General features: G+C 45.2%; 15 protein-coding genes. 13 read left to right on the top strand and 2 right to left on the bottom strand.

What is annotated here, in order from left to right; all coding sequences use genetic code 11:
• Positions 1–127: 127 nt before the first annotated feature.
• From MKY19_RS28610 to MKY19_RS28575, 8 genes are all read left to right on the top strand, one after another.
• A complete protein-coding gene (locus tag MKY19_RS28610; RefSeq protein ID WP_339799222.1) occupies positions 128–991 on the top strand; it encodes a M15 family metallopeptidase in 864 nt (287 codons plus the stop codon).
• 147 nt (positions 992–1,138) lie between these two features.
• A complete protein-coding gene (locus tag MKY19_RS28605) occupies positions 1,139–1,615 on the top strand; it encodes a glutathione peroxidase (RefSeq protein WP_339267652.1) in 477 nt (158 codons plus the stop codon).
• 250 nt (positions 1,616–1,865) lie between these two features.
• Positions 1,866–3,500, top strand: a complete 1,635-nt coding sequence (locus MKY19_RS28600; protein WP_339799219.1) for a formate--tetrahydrofolate ligase — start codon at positions 1,866–1,868, stop codon at positions 3,498–3,500.
• Positions 3,501–3,837: 337 nt separating this feature from the next.
• A complete protein-coding gene (locus MKY19_RS28595) occupies positions 3,838–5,202 on the top strand; it encodes an FAD-dependent oxidoreductase (RefSeq protein ID WP_339799217.1) in 1,365 nt (454 codons plus the stop codon).
• A gap of 275 nt (positions 5,203–5,477) precedes the next feature.
• A complete protein-coding gene (locus MKY19_RS28590; protein ID WP_042131410.1) occupies positions 5,478–6,305 on the top strand; it encodes a formate/nitrite transporter family protein in 828 nt (275 codons plus the stop codon).
• Positions 6,306–6,738: 433 nt separating this feature from the next.
• Positions 6,739–7,959: an MFS transporter gene (locus tag MKY19_RS28585; protein WP_076297928.1), complete on the top strand. Its 1,221-nt coding sequence runs from the start codon at positions 6,739–6,741 to the stop codon at positions 7,957–7,959.
• A 77-nt stretch (positions 7,960–8,036) separates the two neighbouring features.
• On the top strand, positions 8,037–8,567 hold the full coding sequence (locus MKY19_RS28580; RefSeq protein WP_339267645.1) for a GNAT family N-acetyltransferase: 531 nt from the start codon (positions 8,037–8,039) through the stop codon (positions 8,565–8,567).
• Positions 8,548–9,192: an MOSC domain-containing protein gene (locus MKY19_RS28575; RefSeq protein ID WP_339267644.1), complete on the top strand. Its 645-nt coding sequence runs from the start codon at positions 8,548–8,550 to the stop codon at positions 9,190–9,192. The genes MKY19_RS28580 and MKY19_RS28575 overlap by 20 nt, the downstream gene beginning before the upstream one ends.
• Positions 9,193–9,285: 93 nt before the next feature.
• Here the strand turns inward: MKY19_RS28575 and MKY19_RS28570 are convergent, their stop codons facing one another.
• Positions 9,286–9,834 carry a GNAT family protein gene (locus MKY19_RS28570; RefSeq protein ID WP_339267642.1) on the bottom strand — a complete coding sequence of 183 codons (549 nt, stop codon included), beginning with the start codon at positions 9,832–9,834 and terminating at the stop codon, positions 9,286–9,288.
• A 230-nt stretch (positions 9,835–10,064) separates the two neighbouring features.
• On the opposite strand from MKY19_RS28570, the gene MKY19_RS28565 reads away from it, so the two are divergent.
• Entirely contained in the window at positions 10,065–11,771 is a 1,707-nt protein-coding gene (locus MKY19_RS28565; RefSeq protein WP_339243816.1) for a glutamine--tRNA ligase/YqeY domain fusion protein, read from the top strand.
• 81 nt (positions 11,772–11,852) lie between these two features.
• Here MKY19_RS28565 and MKY19_RS28560 read toward each other — a convergent pair whose 3' ends face one another.
• Entirely contained in the window at positions 11,853–13,076 is a 1,224-nt protein-coding gene (locus MKY19_RS28560) for an MFS transporter (protein ID WP_262495582.1), read from the bottom strand.
• A gap of 378 nt (positions 13,077–13,454) precedes the next feature.
• Between MKY19_RS28560 and MKY19_RS28555 the strand changes: the two genes are divergently transcribed.
• From MKY19_RS28555 to MKY19_RS28540, 4 genes are all read left to right on the top strand, one after another.
• A complete protein-coding gene (locus MKY19_RS28555) occupies positions 13,455–15,311 on the top strand; it encodes an ABC transporter ATP-binding protein (RefSeq protein ID WP_339267641.1) in 1,857 nt (618 codons plus the stop codon).
• Positions 15,241–15,918: a response regulator transcription factor gene (locus MKY19_RS28550; protein ID WP_339799214.1), complete on the top strand. Its 678-nt coding sequence runs from the start codon at positions 15,241–15,243 to the stop codon at positions 15,916–15,918. The genes MKY19_RS28555 and MKY19_RS28550 overlap by 71 nt, the downstream gene beginning before the upstream one ends.
• Positions 15,915–16,967, top strand: coding sequence for a HAMP domain-containing sensor histidine kinase (locus tag MKY19_RS28545; RefSeq protein ID WP_339799212.1), 1,053 nt, complete (start codon positions 15,915–15,917; stop codon positions 16,965–16,967). Before MKY19_RS28550 ends, MKY19_RS28545 begins: the two co-directional genes overlap by 4 nt.
• A 130-nt stretch (positions 16,968–17,097) precedes the next feature.
• Positions 17,098–20,520, top strand: coding sequence for an S-layer homology domain-containing protein (locus MKY19_RS28540; RefSeq protein ID WP_339799210.1), 3,423 nt, complete (start codon positions 17,098–17,100; stop codon positions 20,518–20,520).
• Positions 20,521–20,611: the final 91 nt, after the last annotated feature.

Here is a 20,611-nt window from a genome sequence, read left to right as displayed (position 1 = left end):
TTATTTTGTAGGCACAATTATTCGAGCGATATTTGTCTAAAAAAGGATCTTAGTGTAACATTTTTGAAGGAAAGCTTGTCTAATAGATAAATAGAGTGTTTCGACTTCGAGGAGGAAGATCTTGCAGATGTCTAAAAAATTAAAAATAATAATCTTGTTAATTGTCGTTATTGCTGTTGGGTGGGGGATTGGGAAGTATACGACGCCTTCTCCTTCTGCTTCAGATAGTAGCGGTTCCAATATAAATGCGCAGGATGATCTTCAAGCTGAGCCTGGTGAAGATGGAAATAGCACCGAAGAGGGCATAACAGACCCAGTGGTAGCTAACCCATCTAATACAACGGATCCCTCTGATCCGTCCGAACCGGATAGTAACGGTAAGGGAAATAGCACTGATGATTCTTTTAAAGAGCCTGACAGCATAGCTGTGATGGTGAATAAGGAGTATGGACTGCCGGAGAACTATAAGCCAACGGATCTAGTCTACCCGGACGTGCGTTTTACATTTAAAGAGAAAATCGAGAAGCGTATGATGCGTAAGGAAGCTGCCGAAGCGTTAGAGAAACTGTTCGCAGGCGCAGAGGAAGACGGGATTTACTTGGCTGGCGTTTCGGCCTACCGTTCTAAGGAAACCCAAACAAGGCTGTTCAATCGTTATGTTGAGAAAGACGGAGAAGAACTGGCTCGTACTTACAGTGCCGTGCCTGGCTATAGCGAGCATCAGACAGGGCTTGCTATCGATGTCTCAGGAAGTGACGGGAAATGTGCTGCGGAGAGCTGTTTTGGTGGAACGAAGGAAGCGGAGTGGCTAGCGCAGCATGCAACCGAATATGGTTATATCATCCGCTTTCCAGAAGGAAAGCAGGACATTACAGGATATAAGTACGAGCCTTGGCATATCCGTTATGTGGGCAAGGATATAGCTACTTATATTGCGGATAAAGGGATTACGCTGGAAGAATATTATGATGTCGTACCCGTATCCAAATAACAAAGTGATAGAGAGCAGTCCTAAGAAATACATAGGACTGCTTTTTTTATCTTAGTGTTTACAGAAAGTGTCGATAAGTTGCATTCTGTTACAATTCGGGTAAGATACGTAGTGTAGTCTAAGTACATGGAAGGAAGGGGAATTAGGATGTCGATCTACAATTTTTCCGGCGTTACGCCTTCGGGTAAAGAAGTGTCATTTACAGAGTATGAAGGTAAGGTAGTGCTGATTGCCAATACGGCTAGTAAATGCGGACTTACACCGCAGTATGGGGATCTCCAGAAGCTATACGAGCAGTATAGGGATCAGGGACTTGTAGTATTAGGATTCCCCTGCAACCAATTTGCGGGTCAGGAGCCGGGTACAAGTGAAGAGGCAGAAGAATTCTGTCAGATTAATTATGGCGTTACATTTCCTGTGTTTGCCAAAGTGGATGTGAATGGACCGGATGCCAGCCCTCTTTTCAATTATTTAAAAGAGCAGCAGCCGGGTACTGGCGATAGCAGTGATATCAGCTGGAATTTCACGAAGTTTCTTATTGATCGTGGCGGTAATGTAGTAGCTCGTGTGGAGCCAAAGGAATCGCCAGAAACGATGACAGAACAGATTGAGTCCTTACTGTAGATCATTTAGGGACTGATGAATTGTTATTTTACAAGTATCCTTTCGACCTCGGTCTTTGGCCGGGCCTCGACGGGATCTTCTTTTTTTACATAGGAATATAGAATAGGCGCCTTAAATTTTGTTGTGATAAATTATACTTGACGCTTTACAGAGACCATGTATTCTTTGAAGAGAATGTAATGCCCATGCAAAATATGCATAAAGCGTGGAATACAGCAGGATAATAACGGCAGGAGGGTTCAATACAAGCATGAAGTTAATTACAGAGGTAGCAGCACAAGCGGGAATTGGCGAAGAGCATCTGGAACTATACGGCAAATATAAAAGTAAACTTTCACCGTCCTTATGGGAAGACATGAAGAACAAACCAGATGGCAAGCTGGTATTGGTCACTGCGGTGAATCCAACCCCTGCTGGCGAAGGGAAGACCTTAACAACCATTGGGCTGGCACAGGCATTGAACGCAGCAGGAGTAAAGACCGTGGCTGCCTTGCGCGAGCCATCCCTCGGACCATGCTTAGGCATGAAAGGCGGTGCCACGGGCGGCGGCAAGTCACAGATCATTCCGGCAGATGAGATTAATTTGCACTTTACGGGTGATATTCATGCGGTGACTTCTGCACATAATTTATTGTCTGCGATGATTGACAATCATATCTTCCAAGGTAATGAGCTGGGTCTTGATCCGCAGCGTATCGTTTGGAAACGCGTGATGGATATGAATGATCGCAGTCTGCGGAATATTGTGACAGGGCTCGGAGATGGAAATGGAGCCGTGCGGGAAAGTGGATTTCAGATTACAACAGCTTCTGAGATTATGGCTGTATTATGCCTATGCGATAATCTGAGTGATCTCAAAAAGCGTCTGAACCGTATTTTGATTGGGTATGATCAAGAGGGACAGCCTGTAACGGCCGAGCAAATAGGGGCAGTTGAAGCGATGACAGCGCTGCTGAAGGAAGCAGTTAAGCCTAATCTGGTGCAGACCTTGGAGGGCACTCCTGTTATTGTACACGGTGGTCCATTTGCGAATATCGCCCATGGCTGCAGTAGTGTTATTGGTACTCGTTATGCACTCAAGCTGGGAGATGTTGTGGTTACGGAAGCAGGCTTCGGAGCGGATCTTGGTGCAGAGAAATTCATGGATATCAAATGCCGGCAAGCGGGTCTAACCCCTTCAGCGGCAGTGCTTGTCGTGACGGTGAAATCCTTGAAATATAACGGTGGTGTACCTAAGAATGAGCTCCAAACGGAGAACCGGACGGCGCTGCGCTCTGGATTGTCTAATTTGGAGCGTCATATAGAGAATCTCGGCAAATTTGGGGTGCCTGTTCTTGTTGCCATTAATCATTTTGAAGGCGATAGCCCAGAAGAGATTAATGACGTTGTGGAGGCTTGTCGCCGATTGAACGTTCCTGCGGCAATATCCAAGGTATGGGCAGAAGGTAGTGCGGGCGGACAAGAGTTGGCTTCGGAATTAAAGAAACTTCTGGATCATAGCGACACTGAACGTTTTGCTCCTTTGTATGAGAATGAACTCGACATCTCTTCCAAAATCACCAAGATTGTTCGCGAAATTTACCGTGGTGCGGAGGTTAACTTTTCCCCTGCGGCCAAACGCAGCCTAGCGGTGATTGAGCGTCTTGGGTTAAATAATCTTCAAGTATGTATGGCGAAGACCCCTTATTCCTTCTCAGATCAGCCTAGATTGCTTGGCGCTCCAGAAGGTTTCACGGTAGGTATCCGTGATATTACCCTTTCGCTTGGTGCAGGGTTTGCTGTAGTGATTACGGGCAATATCGTTACGATGCCAGGTCTACCGGCTAAGCCAGCTGCTGAGGCACTATGGATGGATGAAGATGGCGTGATTCACGGTTTGGTGTAGATTCAGTTTATGATCAGGCTTTTCCCTGTTGGTTTAGGGGAAAGCCTTTTTTTGCGCGTTATAAGAAAGTATATCCTGAGGGGGCAGAACATAATGTCCTACGCCCATGGCAAAGCTAACGAGGTCGCAATCGGCAGCAGTGACGGAAAATGCTTAAAATTGTGAACAATCTGAGAATATAGGCGAAAAGACTTGTAATGTGATAAATATCACAATATAATCAGTTTATAAAGTGAAATAAATCACAATTAACTCATCGGTGATCAGATATCTAATTTGGTCAGTCAAGCAATTCGAATATATAACCAGGTTGTCCATTTGAAGGAGGAAGAAAATAATGAAAGTAGCTGTCATTGGATGTACCCATGCCGGAACTGCCGCAATTTTAAATACTGCCAAGCTTCACCCGGAAGCCGAGATTACGGTTTATGAGCGTAATGATAATATTTCTTTCTTATCTTGTGGAATTGCTTTATACGTAGGTGGAGTGGTCAAGGACCCGCACGGGCTGTTCTATTCTTCCCCTGAGAAGCTTGCTGAGCTTGGTGTAAAGACCAACATGCGTCATGAAGTGACCGTTGTGGATACGAAGTCCAAAACATTGCGTGTTCGCAATTTGGTAACCGGACAGGAGTTTGACGATACCTACGATAAGCTGATTATGACTACGGGATCATGGCCGATTGTACCGAAGCTCGAAGGGATTGAGCTGGAAGGCGTCTTGCTTTGCAAGAACTATGATCATTCCAATACCATTATAGAAAAAGCTAAACAAGCGAATAAAATCACAGTCGTAGGCGCTGGATATATCGGCGTTGAGTTGGTGGAAGCCTTCCAAATGAACGGAAAGCAAGTTACGCTGATTGATGGTGAAGATCGTATTTTGAATAAATATTTGGACCCAGAGTTTACTGCGCCGATCGAACAATCCTTTAAGGATCATGGTATTAAATTAGCGCTGAATGAGAAGGTAAGTTCTTTTGCTGGTGAAGGTGGTAAAGTTACCAAAGTTATCACAAGCGAAGGGGAGCATGAGGCGGATCTTGTAATTCTCTGCATCGGCTTCCGTCCGAATACTGAGCTGTTAAAAGGTCAAGTGGATATGCTGCCAAATGGCGCAATTCTGGTCAATGATTATATGCAGACTAGTTGCCCAGATGTGTATGCCGCTGGTGACAGCTGCGCGATTCATTACAACCCTACAGGTAAGCACGCTTATATTCCACTGGCAACCAATGCCGTACGGATGGGCACTTTGGTCGCACGTAACTTAGTGAAAGAGACGATTCCTTATATGGGTACTCAAGGGACTTCGGGCATTAAGATTTATGAAGATAATATCGCTGCTACCGGTCTTACTGAAGAAGGGGCTAAGGCTGAAGGAATGGACGTAGAAACTACCATGATTATTGACAACTACCGTCCAGAATTTATGCCAACCTTCGAGCAGGTGCAATTAAAAGTGGTATTTGATCGCGCCACACGCCGCATTCTCGGAGCGCAAATCTTGTCCAAAACGGATTTGACGCAATCGATCAACACAGTATCTGTATGTATTCAAAATAAAATGACAATCGATCAGCTTGCCTTTATCGATTTCTTCTTCCAACCTCATTACAACAAGCCTTGGAACTTCCTGAATACAGTAGGACTCGAATCGCTACCGGCATCAGTACCAAGCAAAGAGGCAGTAACCGTATAATTTAATTGCCTGTGAACAATAAAGTTGGGTAAACCGGAGCCATATATGGCTCCGGTTTTTTGTGATTGAAGCTGGTACTATTTACCTTTAAAATAATATGGAGCCTGTTCTTACAAATGTAATTATGGATGCGCTTCGTTAAATTTGACATGTCAGTGAAAAGTTTCACTTAGTTTTTCATTAAGTGATAATTATCACGTTAATGTGTTTTATGACACGCTACAATGGTCGTAAAGGAACAAATTTTAAGTAAATAGATGAAGGGGATAGGAATCATGGCTTATAATAAACCGCAGCAGATTGCCGCAGTCACGGTCGAGAACGGCATAAAAAAGGCGCACAATCCTTTAAGCACCGTACTAATTCTGGGCTTTCTGGGAGGAGCGTTTATCGCGCTCGGATTTTTACTGGATATTCGCGTCATTGCTGGCGCACCACATGAATGGGGATCCATCGCTAACTTTATTGGGGCAGCTGTCTTCCCTGTCGGATTGATTCTAGTACTGCTTGCAGGGGGAGAACTGCTGACAGGCAATATGATGGCTGTGCCACTTGCTTTTATGGCGAAAAAGATATCCTTCTGGGAAGTGATTAAGAATCTCGTATTGATTACCCTGAGCAATCTAGCGGGAGCTTTGTTTGTAGCTTACTTTTTCGGTCACGTGGTTGGTTTAACCTCTGACGGTGTGTATTTGGAAAAGTTAGTGGAGATGGCAGGACATAAGCTTGAGGCAGACTTCTTGCCGGCATTTGTTTCCGGTATCGGTTGTAACTGGCTTGTAGCTTTGGCGGTATGGCTCTCCTATGGAGCAGATAACTTCAGTGGCAAAATCCTCGGTATCTGGTTCCCAACAATGGCTTTTGTAGCTATCGGCTTCCAGCACGTTGTAGCCAACATGTTCTTAATTCCGGCAGCTATTTTTGAAGGTTATTTTTCATGGGGAGAGTACTTCAACAATTTTGTTCCGGTATGGCTAGGAAACTTGACGGGCGGTGCGATCTTTGTTGCGGCAGCTTATTGGATGGCTTACCTGCGCAAAGAGCCTGCATCTATTCAGTCCGTGGACAGCATGTCCGGCAGCGGTGTAAAAAAACACGCCTAAACCTATCTTATAAAGCACTCCTTAGAATAGTTGAGGGGTGCTTTTTGCTGTATAGACAAATAAAATCCGCCGTGATGTATCCGAGCTCGGGGGAACGAATTCGGATGCACAGCGAATTTTAAAAGGGGGAGTGTTTCTAGGCTCTATTACCCCGACTTTATAATAACGAAACACTTCATTATTGTTTAGTCTACTTTACGGACGACAGCGGCAACTATAAAATATAAATAGATAGTAGAAATAGGGAGGACTGCGGACGTGAAAGGTGCTACTTTTTTCTCAGCTAAGGCAGAAGTTAGTCCTAAATAAGAGGTGAAGTATACTCAGACTTTATCACGATAGCACGTCAATGCGTCTGCTTGCCCTGAACCCTGTTTTGGGATAATACTGGATGGAATAATGACACATATATTACAGGGGATGTACACTACTTATGAAGTTTTTACAGAATTATCCTAAAGAAGTTAAGATATTTTTAATTGCTAGTCTTATTAATGCAACGGGTAGTGCACTGATGTGGCCATTGGTTACAATGTATGTTTTTGATGAGCTTGGACGCAGCATGTCGGATGCTGGATTAGTGATTCTTATTCAATCAGTTGGAGGAATTGTGGGTCAACTACTCGGGGGCTCACTCTATCATAAGGTAGGCGTTAACCGGCTGATTGTTGGAGCGCTGGGCATGAATGCACTTGCTCTGTTCACTTTGCCGGCAGCAAGTAACAACTGGACGTTATTTATGGTCGCGATGGGACTGGTAGGGCTCTTTAATTCACTGTCCTTACCTGCGATTCAGGCATTTATCGGCTTTCGTTTTACGAAGCAGCGCGGAGAGTTGTTTAATGTTATTTATGTCGCTAATAATATTGGTGTAGCACTGGGTACGGCGTTAAGTGGTTTTTTGGCCGATATTTCTTATATGCTCAGCTTTGTGATGAACGGCGTAACTTCAGCGGTATTTGCGGTATTCTTTTTTGTATATCTCAAGAAAGTCGGAGGAGATTCTCCACAGGAGGTCGCAGAACACCAGAAGGCTGGTCCTGACAAACAATCTACCTGGAAGCTAATGGGGCATACACGAATTTATCTTTATATGGGTATTGCCTCGATGTTCCTACTATTAGGGAACTCTATCTGGAATACAGGGGTATCTCCGTTCATTATTTCTGAGGGCTGGCCTAAGAAGACTTATGGTTTTCTCTGGACGCTTAACGGAATTCTCATTTTTGCAGCTCAGCCGCTCGTAACAGTAATTAAACGCTGGTTCGCATCTACCTCAACGGCGCAAATGACAGTAAGTGCTCTATTTTATTTGGGTGGGTATGCTGTTCTTTTATGGATGCCGACTTATTCAGGTCTAGTGCTTGGGATGGTACTCGCTACGCTTGGGGAAATGCTGATATCTCCGGCCATGCCTTCCTTTATTTCGGATCATGCAGGTCGCAGTGCTCCTTTCTATTTAGGGCTAAGTGGAGGCATGGGGGCAGTCGGCAGGGTAATTGGACCATACTTAATGGGTAGGTTATACGATAGTGGAGGTTTAGCGCCTACCGCATGGTTGGCATGTGCGATGGCACTGCTGTCCGTAGGATTCTTTATCGTTCATGCGTATATCAACCGCCGAGGAAATTCATTGGAGCGGTCAATAGGATAGTTGAGAGTTGAGCATAGTGGATTCAAATGATCTACTGTGAATTCTATAGAGGTGCAAGGCAAGGGGTGTACATCTTTATGAAACTTAGCAACAGGGATAGGTTTATAATAAGGTTCTCAGAGATTAAAGACGTGCGGGAACTGATTCATCTGGATCATATGATCTGGACGGAGAACACTAGCCCGGGGCCATTAATGTGGCGTTCCCAAGAGGATTATCTACTGAATGCTCCCCCGGGTTCGCAGCTAGTAGCACTAAAGGATGACAAGCTATGCGGATATGTTGGGTTTGGCTGCCCTAGTCGAATGGAGAGTAACAGGCATGTGTGCGAGGTCAATATTGCTGTTCATCCGGATTATCAACGTTTAGGTATTGGCCGGCAGCTCATAGAGGCTATTAAGGAACACGCCGCAGATAACGCCATTCGTAAGCTGCGTCTACGCGTATTATCCTGTAATGAATCAGCGCTTTCTTTTTATCGTAAATGCGGGTTTGTGGAAGAGGGACGTCTGCGGGAGGAGTTTTATCTTGGCGGTCGATATGTGGATGAAATCTTTATGTGCTGCATGCTGACAGGAGGAGAAGGATATGGAGATCATCTCGCTTAATGTGGGGCGGCCGGTAACAGTGGATTATCGGGGGAAACCTTTGGAGACTGGGATTTATAAAATGCCTGTAGAAGGATCAGTTCAGCTACATATGAGCGGATTTGATGGAGACGGGCAAGCAGATCTGAAACATCACGGGGGCCCTGACAAGGCAGTTTGTGCCTACCCCATCGAGCATTATCCCTACTGGGAGCAGCAGCTTGGGAAGAAACTGGAATACTCTGCCTTCGGAGAAAATATAACAACTGCCGGCTTATTAGAGACAGATGTTTGCATTGGCGATGTGTACGAAATAGGTACCACTGTGCTGCAGGTCAGCCAGCCACGTTATCCTTGCTTCAAAATCTCACAAAAGCATGGCCCGGCAGATCTCCCGGCCCAAGTGCTGGATACTAGATATAGCGGATTTTACTTGCGTGTGCTTCGTGAAGGAAAGATCTCAACCGGAGATGCGATTGTCAAAAAAGAAAGTGGAGCTGGCGGTGCGTCCGTGGCGCATGTACTACATTTAATGCAAGTGGGGCTGCAAGAGGAAGCTGCACTGGCAGCTCTTGCGGAGCTAGGAACTCTCTCCGCCGTAGTGCGGAACAAGTTTCGAAAACAGCTGGGTCTGCCGGAGAGTTAAACACTATCTACAAACCAAAATAAGCCTGGAGGCGTGTGCCTTCCAGGCTTATTTCTATTTATGAGCTTATATGTGTTGCTTGCTTAGCCTAACTTAGCCGAGCAGCTGCCATTCACTACGTAATAAACCGTATACGGCATGGTTGACGTAGCCGTCAGGCAGTTTCTCTGACTGTCTAATCACACCCTCAAGGACAAAACCAAGCCGTTCCGGGATCGCCCGGCTGGAAACATTTCCGGTCGCGCAGCGAATTTCTACACGCTGCAGCTCCATTTCCAGTAGTGCATAGTCTACTAGCACCCGACAGGCACTGGTCATATACCCTTTACCTTCATATCCTTCACCCAGCCAGTAGCCGATCCCAACAGATCGGTTATGCCAGTCAATTTGGTGATACCCAATAACACCGGCGAGCTCACCGCGAACCCATAGTCCAGCGGTAAAAGCACCATTGTCAGTGCTTTGTTTAACCGCATTTTTGATGAAATTTAGAGTGTGGTCCTGTTCCGTAACGGCATCCACCCAAGGGAGCCATTGTCGTAGTCGTTCCCGTGAGTGCTCTACTAACGCGAACATGTGCCGAGCGTGCTCTGGCATTAGCGGCTTTAACATCAGCTCTTCATCGATGACATAATTAAACAAGCGGTTGCCTCCTTTTTGGCACAAGGCCTTATGTATGATTATGGATTATTTCTTATGATTATCATGCTACTCTATCGCCCTGACAGAAGTCAAAAGGTCTAAAGACACTAAAAAATGATCCGTGCCTTGTGCCCCCTTTTATTGAACAATCTACGCTTAACGGGTATATTAGTAGGAAACATGTTTATACAAGAAGTAGTGTAACACTACAGAATGAAAGGTTGATAGCTGTGGAGAACCGTAGCACCCCCTCCAATTTTATTAAGAATGTTATTACCGAAGACCTCCGTACCGGTAAAGTAAAGGAAGTTATCACACGCTTTCCGCCGGAGCCGAACGGTTATTTACATATCGGACATGCCAAGGCGATCTGGATTAACTTTACACTGGCGGACGAGTTCGGTGGCAAGACTAACCTAAGATTTGACGACACGAATCCGGCTAAAGAGGATACGGAATATGTAAACTCGATTCAGGAAGATGTAAAGTGGCTCGGTTATGAATGGGAAGAGCTGCGTTTTGCATCTGATTATTTTGAGGAAATGTACAAACGTGCCGAATTATTAATTACAAAGGGCAAAGCCTATGTCGATGACCTCAGTGCGGATGAAATTCGTCAATTGCGTGGAACGCTGACGGAACCAGGAAAGAACAGTCCGCATCGTGATCGTAGTATCGAAGAGAATTTGGATCTGTTCCGGCGTATGCGTGCAGGCGAATTCAAGGACGGTGAGAAGGTTCTTCGCGCCAAGATTGACATGGCGTCACCGAACATTAACCTCCGTGATCCTGTAATTTATCGGATTACACATGCACATCACCATAATACAGGCGATAAATGGTGTATCTACCCGATGTATACCTTCGCTCATCCGTTAGAAGATGCTATTGAGGGGATTACTCACTCCCTTTGCTCGCTCGAATTTGAAGATCAACGTCCATTCTACGATTGGGTTGTAGCTGAATGTGAGATGCCAGCTGTCCCTCATCAATATGAATTTGGTCGTCTGAATCTGGCTCAAACGATGACTAGTAAGCGTAAGCTGAAGCTGCTTGTAGACGAAGGACATGTGGATGGTTGGGATGATCCACGGATGCCTACGATTTCTGGTCTACGCCGTAGAGGATATACGCCGGAAGCGATTCGTAAATTCGTGTATGAAGCGGGTATCTCTAAGAGTCAGGGTCTGGTGGACCTGCAAATGCTGGAGCACTTTATCCGTGAGGATCTTAAGCTAACTGTACCGCGTACTATGGCTGTGTTACGACCGCTTAAGGTTGTTATCACCAATTATCCTGAAGGTCAAACAGAATGGCTTGAAGCGGAGAATAATACAGAGAATGAGGAAATGGGCGTACGTCAAATTCCGTTCTCGCGTGAAATTTATGTTGAGCGTGATGACTTTATGGAGAATCCGCCGAACAAATATTTCCGGTTGTTCCCTGGTAATGAAGTACGTCTGAAGCATGCTTATTTCATCAAATGTAATGAGGTTATTAAGGATGAGAATGGCGAGGTAGTGGAGCTGCATTGTACGTATGATCCAGAAACGAAGAGTGGAAGTGGATTTACAGGCCGCAAGGTAAAAGGTACGTTGCACTGGGTTGAAGCTAGCCAAGCGGTTCCTGCGGAATTCCGTCTATACGAGCCTCTGATTTCTGCTGAAGATGCGGATGAGGCTGTGGAGGTTGAAGGTTTGGATTCCTCGGTAGAGAAATCGGAGCCTAGCTTCTTAGATCAGCTTAATCCTAAGTCTATAGAAATTCTGCAAGGGTTTGTTGAACCTGCGCTTAAGGATAGCGTGGCTCAGGATAAATTCCAGTTCTTCCGTCATGGCTATTTTAATGTGGATAGCAAATATTCAGCGCCTGGACATCTCGTATTCAATCTTATCGTTTCACTGAAGAGTTCATTTCAGCCTCCTAAACAAGGCTAAACAGATAAATTAATCAAGGTAACAACAAAAAGCAGGCTCAAACGTCCCGAATAGGTACGTTTGAGCCTGCTTTTTGTTGAATTATAATGCTTCGATGTCGAAGATCTCTTCATCTTCCTCTGAAGGGGGGCGATACCCACCACGGCTAACAAAGAGCCACATGAAACCAAAGCCAAGCGTTCCAATAAGCGTCAAAAACACACCCGTCTGATACATGCTTTGTGCACCCAGATACTGATACATCCAACCTCCGAGAATACCTCCAATGAAACCGGATATCCCACTCCAGCTTAGGGTGTAGAGCGCTTGTCCGGAAGAGCGATAAGGCCGTGGAATCAGGAGCATCGTCAATTGGGTACCTACATAGAAAAAGCCGCCGAACGTTATGCAGTGTAAAATTTGAATGAACACCACTTGAAGGGCAGTAGTCGCATCAGCCATAAACCACCAACGCAGAACGAACAAACCACTGACCAATGCAAGCCAGCCGAGCAAAACAGAAATTTTACGTTTCAGGAACCGGTCACAGAGAACGAATACGCCCACCTCCAAAATGGAGGAGAGGAATACGGCAAGACCGATCATTTTTTTAGAGCCGCCCAGATCCGTAATATACAAGGATATAAATGTGGTGTTCATAGTGTTTGGAATGGATACCAGAATACCAAACAATAAAAAGCACAAGAAAAAAGGATTGAAAATCAACTTACTTAAGCCCTTATACGGCATCGGAGCTCTCATAATGGTATGGTTAATTTTAGGCAATACAAGAACGGATAGGATTGATGCACCTAGTAACGCTGTAAGCAGATAGGTCAAGATGGATACATCAGCCCAATCCAGGATAAAGCCGGCGACAATCGCAATCACTGCCCACCCTATTGAACCCCAAAGCCGGAAAGAACGGAAGCGCTGATTAGTTCCGTCAATATAGCTGAGAATCATCGTGTTGCTTTGTGCAAATAGTGGTCCTTGGAAGAAATAGAACAAAATAATGGCGTTGTAGATCGTTTCATATGTATTTGCTCGAAACATAAACTGTGAGAACACTAGCGTTCCGAATAACATTAGCAAAACGATACGCCGTATATTCTGAGAACGGTCTGTTAAGAACGCCCAAAATGGATTTGCAAATATGGATACTAGCGCTCCCATAGAGAATAAGACACCAATCTCTAATTTGTTCATCCCTACATCCAGCAGGTATAGTTGAAAGAAGCTGGTGAAGAGGACCATGGTTCCATATACAAAAAAATTGAACCATTTTAAAGACGTGATAGAAGATGGAATAACGCCTTTTCGCAAATGGTTCACTCCTTTCTCACTAAATATCTTGCATGGAGTAGAGTGGCCAATAGTAGGCCCTTCTATCACTGTAACACGTGTTGAAAAGGGATACAAACACCCTTTTTTACTTTTTTACATTATTTTGGGTTTTATTTATGTTTGAGACGATAAGCGACAAAAAATGCGTGAACGCGTGCGTAGAAGGTACAAACGCTAAGTGTAACGGGCGTTATTTTGGCCTATGACTATTCCCGCAGGATGGGAAATGACAAGGCAGTATTGTCTGATCGGCGCGTTTAACTTCAGTTTACAATCTGCAGATAGGATGGGTGTAAGGCGAGAAAGATATTACTATGCTTTTCTCGTAGAGCTATTTAGAAAAGGGGAGTCATTGTCATGAAGAAATCCGAATCCAAGCGAAAGATGGCGCTGAAGCCGTTTTTAACGCTACTAAGAGAAACTAAGCCTTCATACGGCTTATTGGCTATAGCCATTGCGTTAAGCATGATATCGACATTGGTCAGTCTGGTCATCCCGATGTTTACTAAGAACTTGGTGGATGGCTTCTCTTTGGCCTCCGTGAGCAAGCTGCAGATTGCGGGTATAGCAGCTGCATTTATTGCGCAGACCATTGCGGGAGGGATCTCTATCTATCTGCTCAATTATGCAGGTCAGAAGATGGTTGCGGGTCTGCGGGACCGACTGTGGCGTAAATTTCTAGTTCTGCCTGTGGCTTATTATAATGACAACCGAACGGGAGAAAGTGTCAGCCGCATGACGAATGATACAGGGATCATCAAAACGCTGATTTCTGAACATCTAGCCAGCTTATTTACCGGAGTGATCTCCATTGTAGGTTCGATCTCAGTTCTGCTATTTTTAAATTGGAAAATGACACTTGTTCTATTCACTGTTCTTCCACTTTCTGCGTTGATACTAGTACCACTTGGGCGGCAGATGTACAAAATTTCCAAAGGAATGCAAGACGAGACAGCTTCTTTTACTGCTACACTTAGTGGTGTTTTATCTGAGATCCGTCTGGTCAAATCCTCAGGCGCAGAGAAAAAAGAGTACGAGGCAGGCAAGACTGGAATTATGAACCTGCTTTCCTTTGGTATTCGTGAAGGCAAGATTAGCGCGATGATCAGTCCACTCGTCTCCTTTGTTTTTATGATGCTGCTTGTGGTCATTATCGGTTATGGTGGGATGCAGGTATCGTCCGGTGTCTTGACGGCTGGAGAACTGGTCGCCTTTATTCTTTATCTTATTCAGATTATTATGCCACTTACTCAACTGACTACGTTCTTCACACAGATTCAGAAGGCTAAGGGTGCCTCAGAGCGTATTATTGAGACCTTGGCAGCAGAAGAGGAAGTATATGAGGGACAGGAAGAGGCAAATGGCACAGAAGGTCCGATCTCAGTAGAGGGATTAAGCTTTGGATATAAAAATGGTGAGAAGGTATTGAATGATGTAAGCTTCCAGATGCTTCCTGGTCAGGTGACGGCTATTGTCGGACCGAGCGGGGGCGGCAAGACCACTTTGTTCTCGTTGCTAGAACGTTTTTACGAGCCTCAGTCAGGTCTGATAAAGCTGGGTGACAAGCCAGTGTCTACATTCTCATTGCGTTCGTGGCGGAAGCTTATAGGGTATGTCTCGCAGGAAAGTCCACTGTTGGCTGGTACGATTGCTGAGAATTTAACCTATGGATTGGATCGTGACGTTAGCAGGGAGGAGATGCACGCAGCAGCAGCAATGGCTTATGCAGATGGTTTTATTGATGCACTTCCTGAAGGATATAATACGGATGTCGGCGAAAGAGGCGTGAAGCTGTCTGGTGGACAGCGGCAACGGATTGCTATTGCTAGAGCACTGCTGCGGAACCCGAAGATTCTTATGCTTGATGAAGCCACTTCCAGTCTGGATAGCCAATCAGAAGCCGTGGTGCAGAAGGCACTGTCCAATCTGATGAAGGGTCGGACTACGATTGTAATTGCGCACCGTTTGGCTACTGTTGTAAATGCAGAGCAGATTATTTTTATGGAAAAAGGTCAAATTACCGGAAAGGGAAGTCATGAGGAACTACTGGAAAACCATGAGCTGTATCGTGAGTTTGCCACCCAGCAGCTACAGATGAATAACCCCGAGGTTCAGGACATTGAAGAGGAGGCTCCAGTGCTACATGACAAAAATACTAGTAGTGGACGACGATCCGCACATCCGCGAATTGGTAGAAGTATTTCTGAGAGCTGAAGGAATGGATGAGATCTATGGAGCTTCCGATGGACTGGAGGCTCTTCAGATTCTGGAAGGTAATAACATAGATTTAGCTATTATTGATGTGATGATGCCCAACATGGACGGCTGGGAGCTATGCCGGCGGATGCGCCAGAACTATGATTTCCCGATTTTAATGCTGACAGCCAAAGGGGAAACCTCACAAATTGTAAAAGGCTTTGAGCTGGGTAGTGATGATTATTTGGTCAAGCCATTTGAGCCGGTTGTACTTATTGCGAGAGTAAAGGCGCTGCTTAAACGATATCAGATTTCTGCCGCGCAAAGTGTGACCGTAGGCCGATTGCGTATGAATCGCAAAACCTACGAGGTGTCCTCAGAGTATGGGGAAATTACCTTGCCGCTTAAGGAATTTGAGCTGTTGTTTAAGCTGGGCAGCTATCCGGGGCAAACATTGACAAGAGACAGGCTGATCGAAGAAATTTGGGGTTATGATTTTGAAGGGAATGAGCGGACACTCGATGTGCATATCAACCGTTTGCGTGAACGGTTCAATCAGGATAACTATGGATTCGTTATTCGTACGATCCGTGGTCTAGGGTATCGGTTGGAGGCTGAGGCATGAATCGATTTAAGGAGATCATTAAGCGGATTGGGATGTCCTTTGTTTATTTCGGTGGCGTTGGGATTAGCTGGACTGCAGCTTATTTCCTAATGAACTGGATATATAGCAGGGCTGGGCGCCCCTCCTCGGATTATTTGGTCCAATTAATCAGCGTGATGGTCGGTATTGTGATCTTGTTCATGATGGCATTGGTAGTCTCCAAGCTATTTCGTGGCTGGGAACGTGTCTTTTATAGATCAATCATTGAAGGGTTAGGACGAATTGCTAAGGGTGATTTTAATGTAGTATTGGATAATAATAGGGAATACGGTGAATTCGGAGAAATTGTTGAGAGTATCAATGTAATGGCAAGTGAGCTGAGTCAGATGGAGACCATGCGCCAGGATTTTATCTCCAACGTATCGCATGAAATTCAATCTCCACTAACCTCGATTCGGGGGTTTGCTCTTGCGCTGCAGGATGAGACTCTGAATGTAGAGAGTAGGAGGCACTACCTTAATATTATCGTGGCTGAGAGTACCCGCGTATCTGGACTCAGTGATAATTTATTGAAGCTGTCCGCGCTTGAATCAGGCAATTTTCCGTTTGAAAATCAGGTTTATCGTCTGGATAAGCAGCTTAGAGATACAATTTTGGCTTCTGAGCCACAGTGGCTGGAGAAAAATATAGAGGTAGAGGCTGAATTGGAGGAAGTGAATGTAACTGCGGTAAAAGATTTAATGACCCAGGTCTGGACCAATCTTCTTCATAACAGTATTAAATTCACTCCCCGGAATGGATGTATTCATATCAAGCTTCGAACGATAGATGAGCGGGTAGAGGTGGAGATTCAAGATAGTGGGATTGGTATCTCTGAAGAAGACTTACCTCGCATCTTTGATCGCTTCTATAAGGCAGACAAAGCTAGAACAGCGAGCGGGGGCGGTAGTGGCCTGGGCCTATCACTGGTTAAGAAGATCGTTGAGCTGCATAACGGTAAAGTAACCGTGGCCAGCCGACCGGGTGAAGGAACGGCTTTTGTAGTGAGCTTGCCAATGCCAAAGAAATAAATCGGCATTGTTTATGTAAATATGAATATTTACATAAACATGCAACAAAATCCGACATGTCTTTACAATTTTCTACTATTCTAAATATAGAATCTACGAAAATCCAAAAGACATCGGAGGATTAATCATTTTGAAGAAGAGCAAAATTCGCGTTTTTCTAACTAGTTCGCTTGCCGTATTATTGTTAGCACCCAACTTTTCATTACAGACAGTTTATGGTGCTTCAGGAGAATCAGCGCCTGATATCACGTCTACTGCTTCTGAACATTCAGGGAAATGGATGACAGGTGAATACCATGCACATACGTTTGAATCGAACGATGCTCAGGAGTCATTGAAAAGTGTGCTCGATGCTGCATTTGAACAAAATGGTTTTGACTGGATGGCACTGGCTGATCACCTTCGGGTATCTGACCGGGATGACGAAGGGGTGAATCTCCCTGGCGGCTCCATTCCGATGTCTCAAGGTATTGTGGATTATCAGAATGAGAAAATTAAGAAGTTACAGGTAGAAGGCAAATATGCTGGGAAAATTATTTTTTCAGGCTTTGAGTGGGATATGCCCCAATACGATCATGCTGCAGTTGGGATTGTTACAGATCATCCAGGGTCCGCAGAAGCTTTGAAGGCTATTAATCAATTTGAATATTTATTTACTAATCGTGATGTAAGTATGTTCGATCCGGCAGATGTGGCTAAGTGGAGTGCGGCGGATACGAGAGCTTTTTCTACAAAAGAAGATACTCGCACAGCTATGAAATGGCTCAGTAGTCATTATCCAGATAGCTATGTACTGATCAATCACCCCTCCAGAAAAAATGGTACAAGCTCGGAGCTTAAAATAGAGGATATCCGTGACTTTAACAATATCAATCCGAATCTTGTCTTCGGCTTTGAAGGTATGCTGGGCAATCAGATGGCGAGTGATCGGGGAGAGACGCCTGAGACTTACGGAGGTACAGACGTCAAGGTTGCACAGCTTGGAGGAATGTGGGACGCACTGCTGGGTGAGGGCCGCAGATTTTGGAATTTTGCTAACTCTGATTTTCATTTCAAAACAAAAAATGATCAATTTTCCAGCGGTTACTGGCCTGGTGAGTATTCCAAGAACTATACCTGGGTGGATGGCTCCGATATTAACGCTGTCGTAGATGGCATGCGGTCAGGGAAATCATTCTCTGTTTTTGGGGATCTCATCAACGCATTAGAGTTTAACGTGTCTGGAGATGGACAAGAGGAAGAAATGGGTGGCGAACTGGACGTAAAACAAGGGGACGACCTAGAGCTTACGATCCGCTTCAAAAGTCCACAGCAAAATAATAATGGCGACGCTGTTAAGGTAGATCATGTAGATTTGATCTCCGGTGAAGTCCATGGCAAGGTTGATCCAGGTACACCTGATTACACCGAAGCGACTAACGATACAACAAAAGTGTTGAAACGCTTCACAAGCGAGGACTGGACTACAGATTCCGAAGGCTACAATGTTATTAAGTATAAGGTAGAGGCAGCGGACAAGGATCGTTATTTCCGGTTAAGAGGGACTAACCTTGGAACTGATGTTGCGGGAGAAACGGTTAACGGTGAACCGCAGATTGATCCGAAAAATAATACTGTCGATAACTTAACTCGTTTCGAAGAAATCAACGCCCGTAATTATAGTGATATGTGGTTTTATTCCAATCCGATTTTTGTGGATGTGGAGTCGTACAGCGATCAGCAAGCAGTTAACGATACTATGACTGCATTAGATCTAGGAGATACAAGCGCAGTAACTTCTGATCTAACGTTGCCTACCGAAGGCAAACACGGGACAAGTATTGTGTGGAAAAGCTCCAATCCGGTTCTAATGACGAATGAAGGTAAAATCATCTACCAACCTAAGAAGGATACGAAGCTGACCTTAACAGCTACAATTCAGCGGGGATTGGCTACGGAAACGAAGACTTTTGAAGTAACGCTAAGCGGAGATGATAGTATCACCCCATTGGCGCTTCATAGCACATTAAAGACTGAGAACGGACAAGCTTATTTAAGTGGTGACTGGACGAATCAGAGTGTTTCGGTAAGCGTGTATGCTAGCGTATATATTCCTGGTGCGGATGTATCCATTCAATTAGCGACTGATGTAAACGGAAATTTCCTGCCCTATGAAAGTGGGAAAGTGGTTGAGATTTCGGAAGAAGGCCAACATCAACTGCAATTCAAGGCAACGGATTCTTTAGAAAATAAGACAACATTGCCGCTTGCTGTGAATATCGATCGTACAGCACCTGTGATTACCCTGAAGGGGGATAGCCGTCTTAGTCTGACCCAAGGGGATGACTTCAAGGACCCGGGCGCAGACGTTACTGACAAGGTTGGGATTGCAGGCTCTATCCTGGTGACAGGAACAGTGGATGTTCAGACTCCAGGAACCTATACACTGAAGTACAATGCGACAGATTTGGCTGGCAATGCAGCTACTGAGATTGTACGCACAGTAGTTGTAACTGCGGGCACTAGCAGTGGAGAGGGGAATAATAACGGAGGAGGCAACGGACTAGTTGCAACTCCAGCTCCTACCGCGGCGCCATCTCCTACAGAGCAGCCTTCTACAACTCCGCGTGTGGAATTGGAGGTAAAAGCACAGCAGGGAGGAACGGGCACACTTAAAGACGTGGGCAGCTTTACGATTCCGGCTGGAGGGTTGTCTGGTAACAGCGAAATTGCCTTTTCGGTTATTGCTGCTGATGAGACACCAGCAATGGGCGCTCTTCAGGCTGTGAGTGCAGTAGTAGAGCTTACTAGTGACAAGGCAGGCATGCTCAATAAGCCTGTGGAACTGTCCCTCAATTACGATGCGGCCAAGATTACATCGGGGCATAAAGCAGCTATCTACTATTACAACGAGCAGCTTAAAAAGTGGATTTATGTTGGTGGTCAGAGTCAAACGGGTGGAACTATAACTGCAAGCTTAAATCAGCTTGCCAAATATGCTGTGTTTAATTATCAGGCCCCATCGATTACTGATTTGAATACACATTGGTCCACGGCGTTTACAGACCGTCTAATCGGTATGGGCGTCATGAAAGGGTACGAGGATCATACCTTCCGTCCGAATGAGGATGTTACTCGGACACAGTTCGCTTCTATGATTGTACGGGCGCTTGGTTTGCAATCAACAGGTAGCACAGTGAAATTCGCGGATCAAAGTGCAATTCCAGCTTGGGCTGCAGATGATGTAGCTGCGGCGGTAAATGCCGGAATCCTTCGTGGATATGATGTGAACGGCAAAATGTTCTTCGAGCCTTCAGAAAAGATTACCCGTGCCGAAATGTCAGTTATGCTCGCGAATGCTTTGAAGGCTAATGCCCATAAGCAAACGGATAAAGAGGGGGACTTCGCGGATCTTGCCTCCATTCCACAATGGGCACAGGCATCTGTAAAAGCGGGTGTTGAAGCGGGTATTTTGGGTGGATTCGAGGATAACACATTCAGACCTGAGAACAATGCTACAAGAGCGGAGGCAGCAACGACGCTTTACAAGCTGCTCGAGGCTCTATATCTATAATAGTGGATGGTGAAGGCTATCCTTTAATCTCTAAATGAAACGCCGCTTTTCCCAGATGGCTTGGGGAAAGCGGCATTTTTAATGAGACGGA

It is taken from the genome of Paenibacillus sp. FSL R5-0744 (genome assembly GCF_037972555.1).
Taxonomy (GTDB): Bacteria; Bacillota; Bacilli; order Paenibacillales; family Paenibacillaceae; genus Paenibacillus_AQ.
This window is presented reverse-complemented; position numbering and strand designations above follow the sequence as displayed.

What these genes read in the sequence shown, in the direction of transcription:
- MKY19_RS28610 (WP_339799222.1), top strand. Translation starts at nt 128, where the DNA reads ATGTCTAAAAAATTAAAAATAATAATCTTGTTAATTGTCGTTATTGCT.
- MKY19_RS28605 (WP_339267652.1), top strand. Translation starts at nt 1,139, where the DNA reads ATGTCGATCTACAATTTTTCCGGCGTTACGCCTTCGGGTAAAGAAGTG.
- MKY19_RS28600 (WP_339799219.1), top strand. Translation starts at nt 1,866, where the DNA reads ATGAAGTTAATTACAGAGGTAGCAGCACAAGCGGGAATTGGCGAAGAG.
- MKY19_RS28595 (WP_339799217.1), top strand. Translation starts at nt 3,838, where the DNA reads ATGAAAGTAGCTGTCATTGGATGTACCCATGCCGGAACTGCCGCAATT.
- MKY19_RS28590 (WP_042131410.1), top strand. Translation starts at nt 5,478, where the DNA reads ATGGCTTATAATAAACCGCAGCAGATTGCCGCAGTCACGGTCGAGAAC.
- MKY19_RS28585 (WP_076297928.1), top strand. Translation starts at nt 6,739, where the DNA reads ATGAAGTTTTTACAGAATTATCCTAAAGAAGTTAAGATATTTTTAATT.
- MKY19_RS28580 (WP_339267645.1), top strand. Translation starts at nt 8,037, where the DNA reads ATGAAACTTAGCAACAGGGATAGGTTTATAATAAGGTTCTCAGAGATT.
- MKY19_RS28575 (WP_339267644.1), top strand. Translation starts at nt 8,548, where the DNA reads ATGGAGATCATCTCGCTTAATGTGGGGCGGCCGGTAACAGTGGATTAT.
- MKY19_RS28555 (WP_339267641.1), top strand. Translation starts at nt 13,455, where the DNA reads ATGAAGAAATCCGAATCCAAGCGAAAGATGGCGCTGAAGCCGTTTTTA.
- MKY19_RS28550 (WP_339799214.1), top strand. Translation starts at nt 15,241, where the DNA reads ATGACAAAAATACTAGTAGTGGACGACGATCCGCACATCCGCGAATTG.
- MKY19_RS28545 (WP_339799212.1), top strand. Translation starts at nt 15,915, where the DNA reads ATGAATCGATTTAAGGAGATCATTAAGCGGATTGGGATGTCCTTTGTT.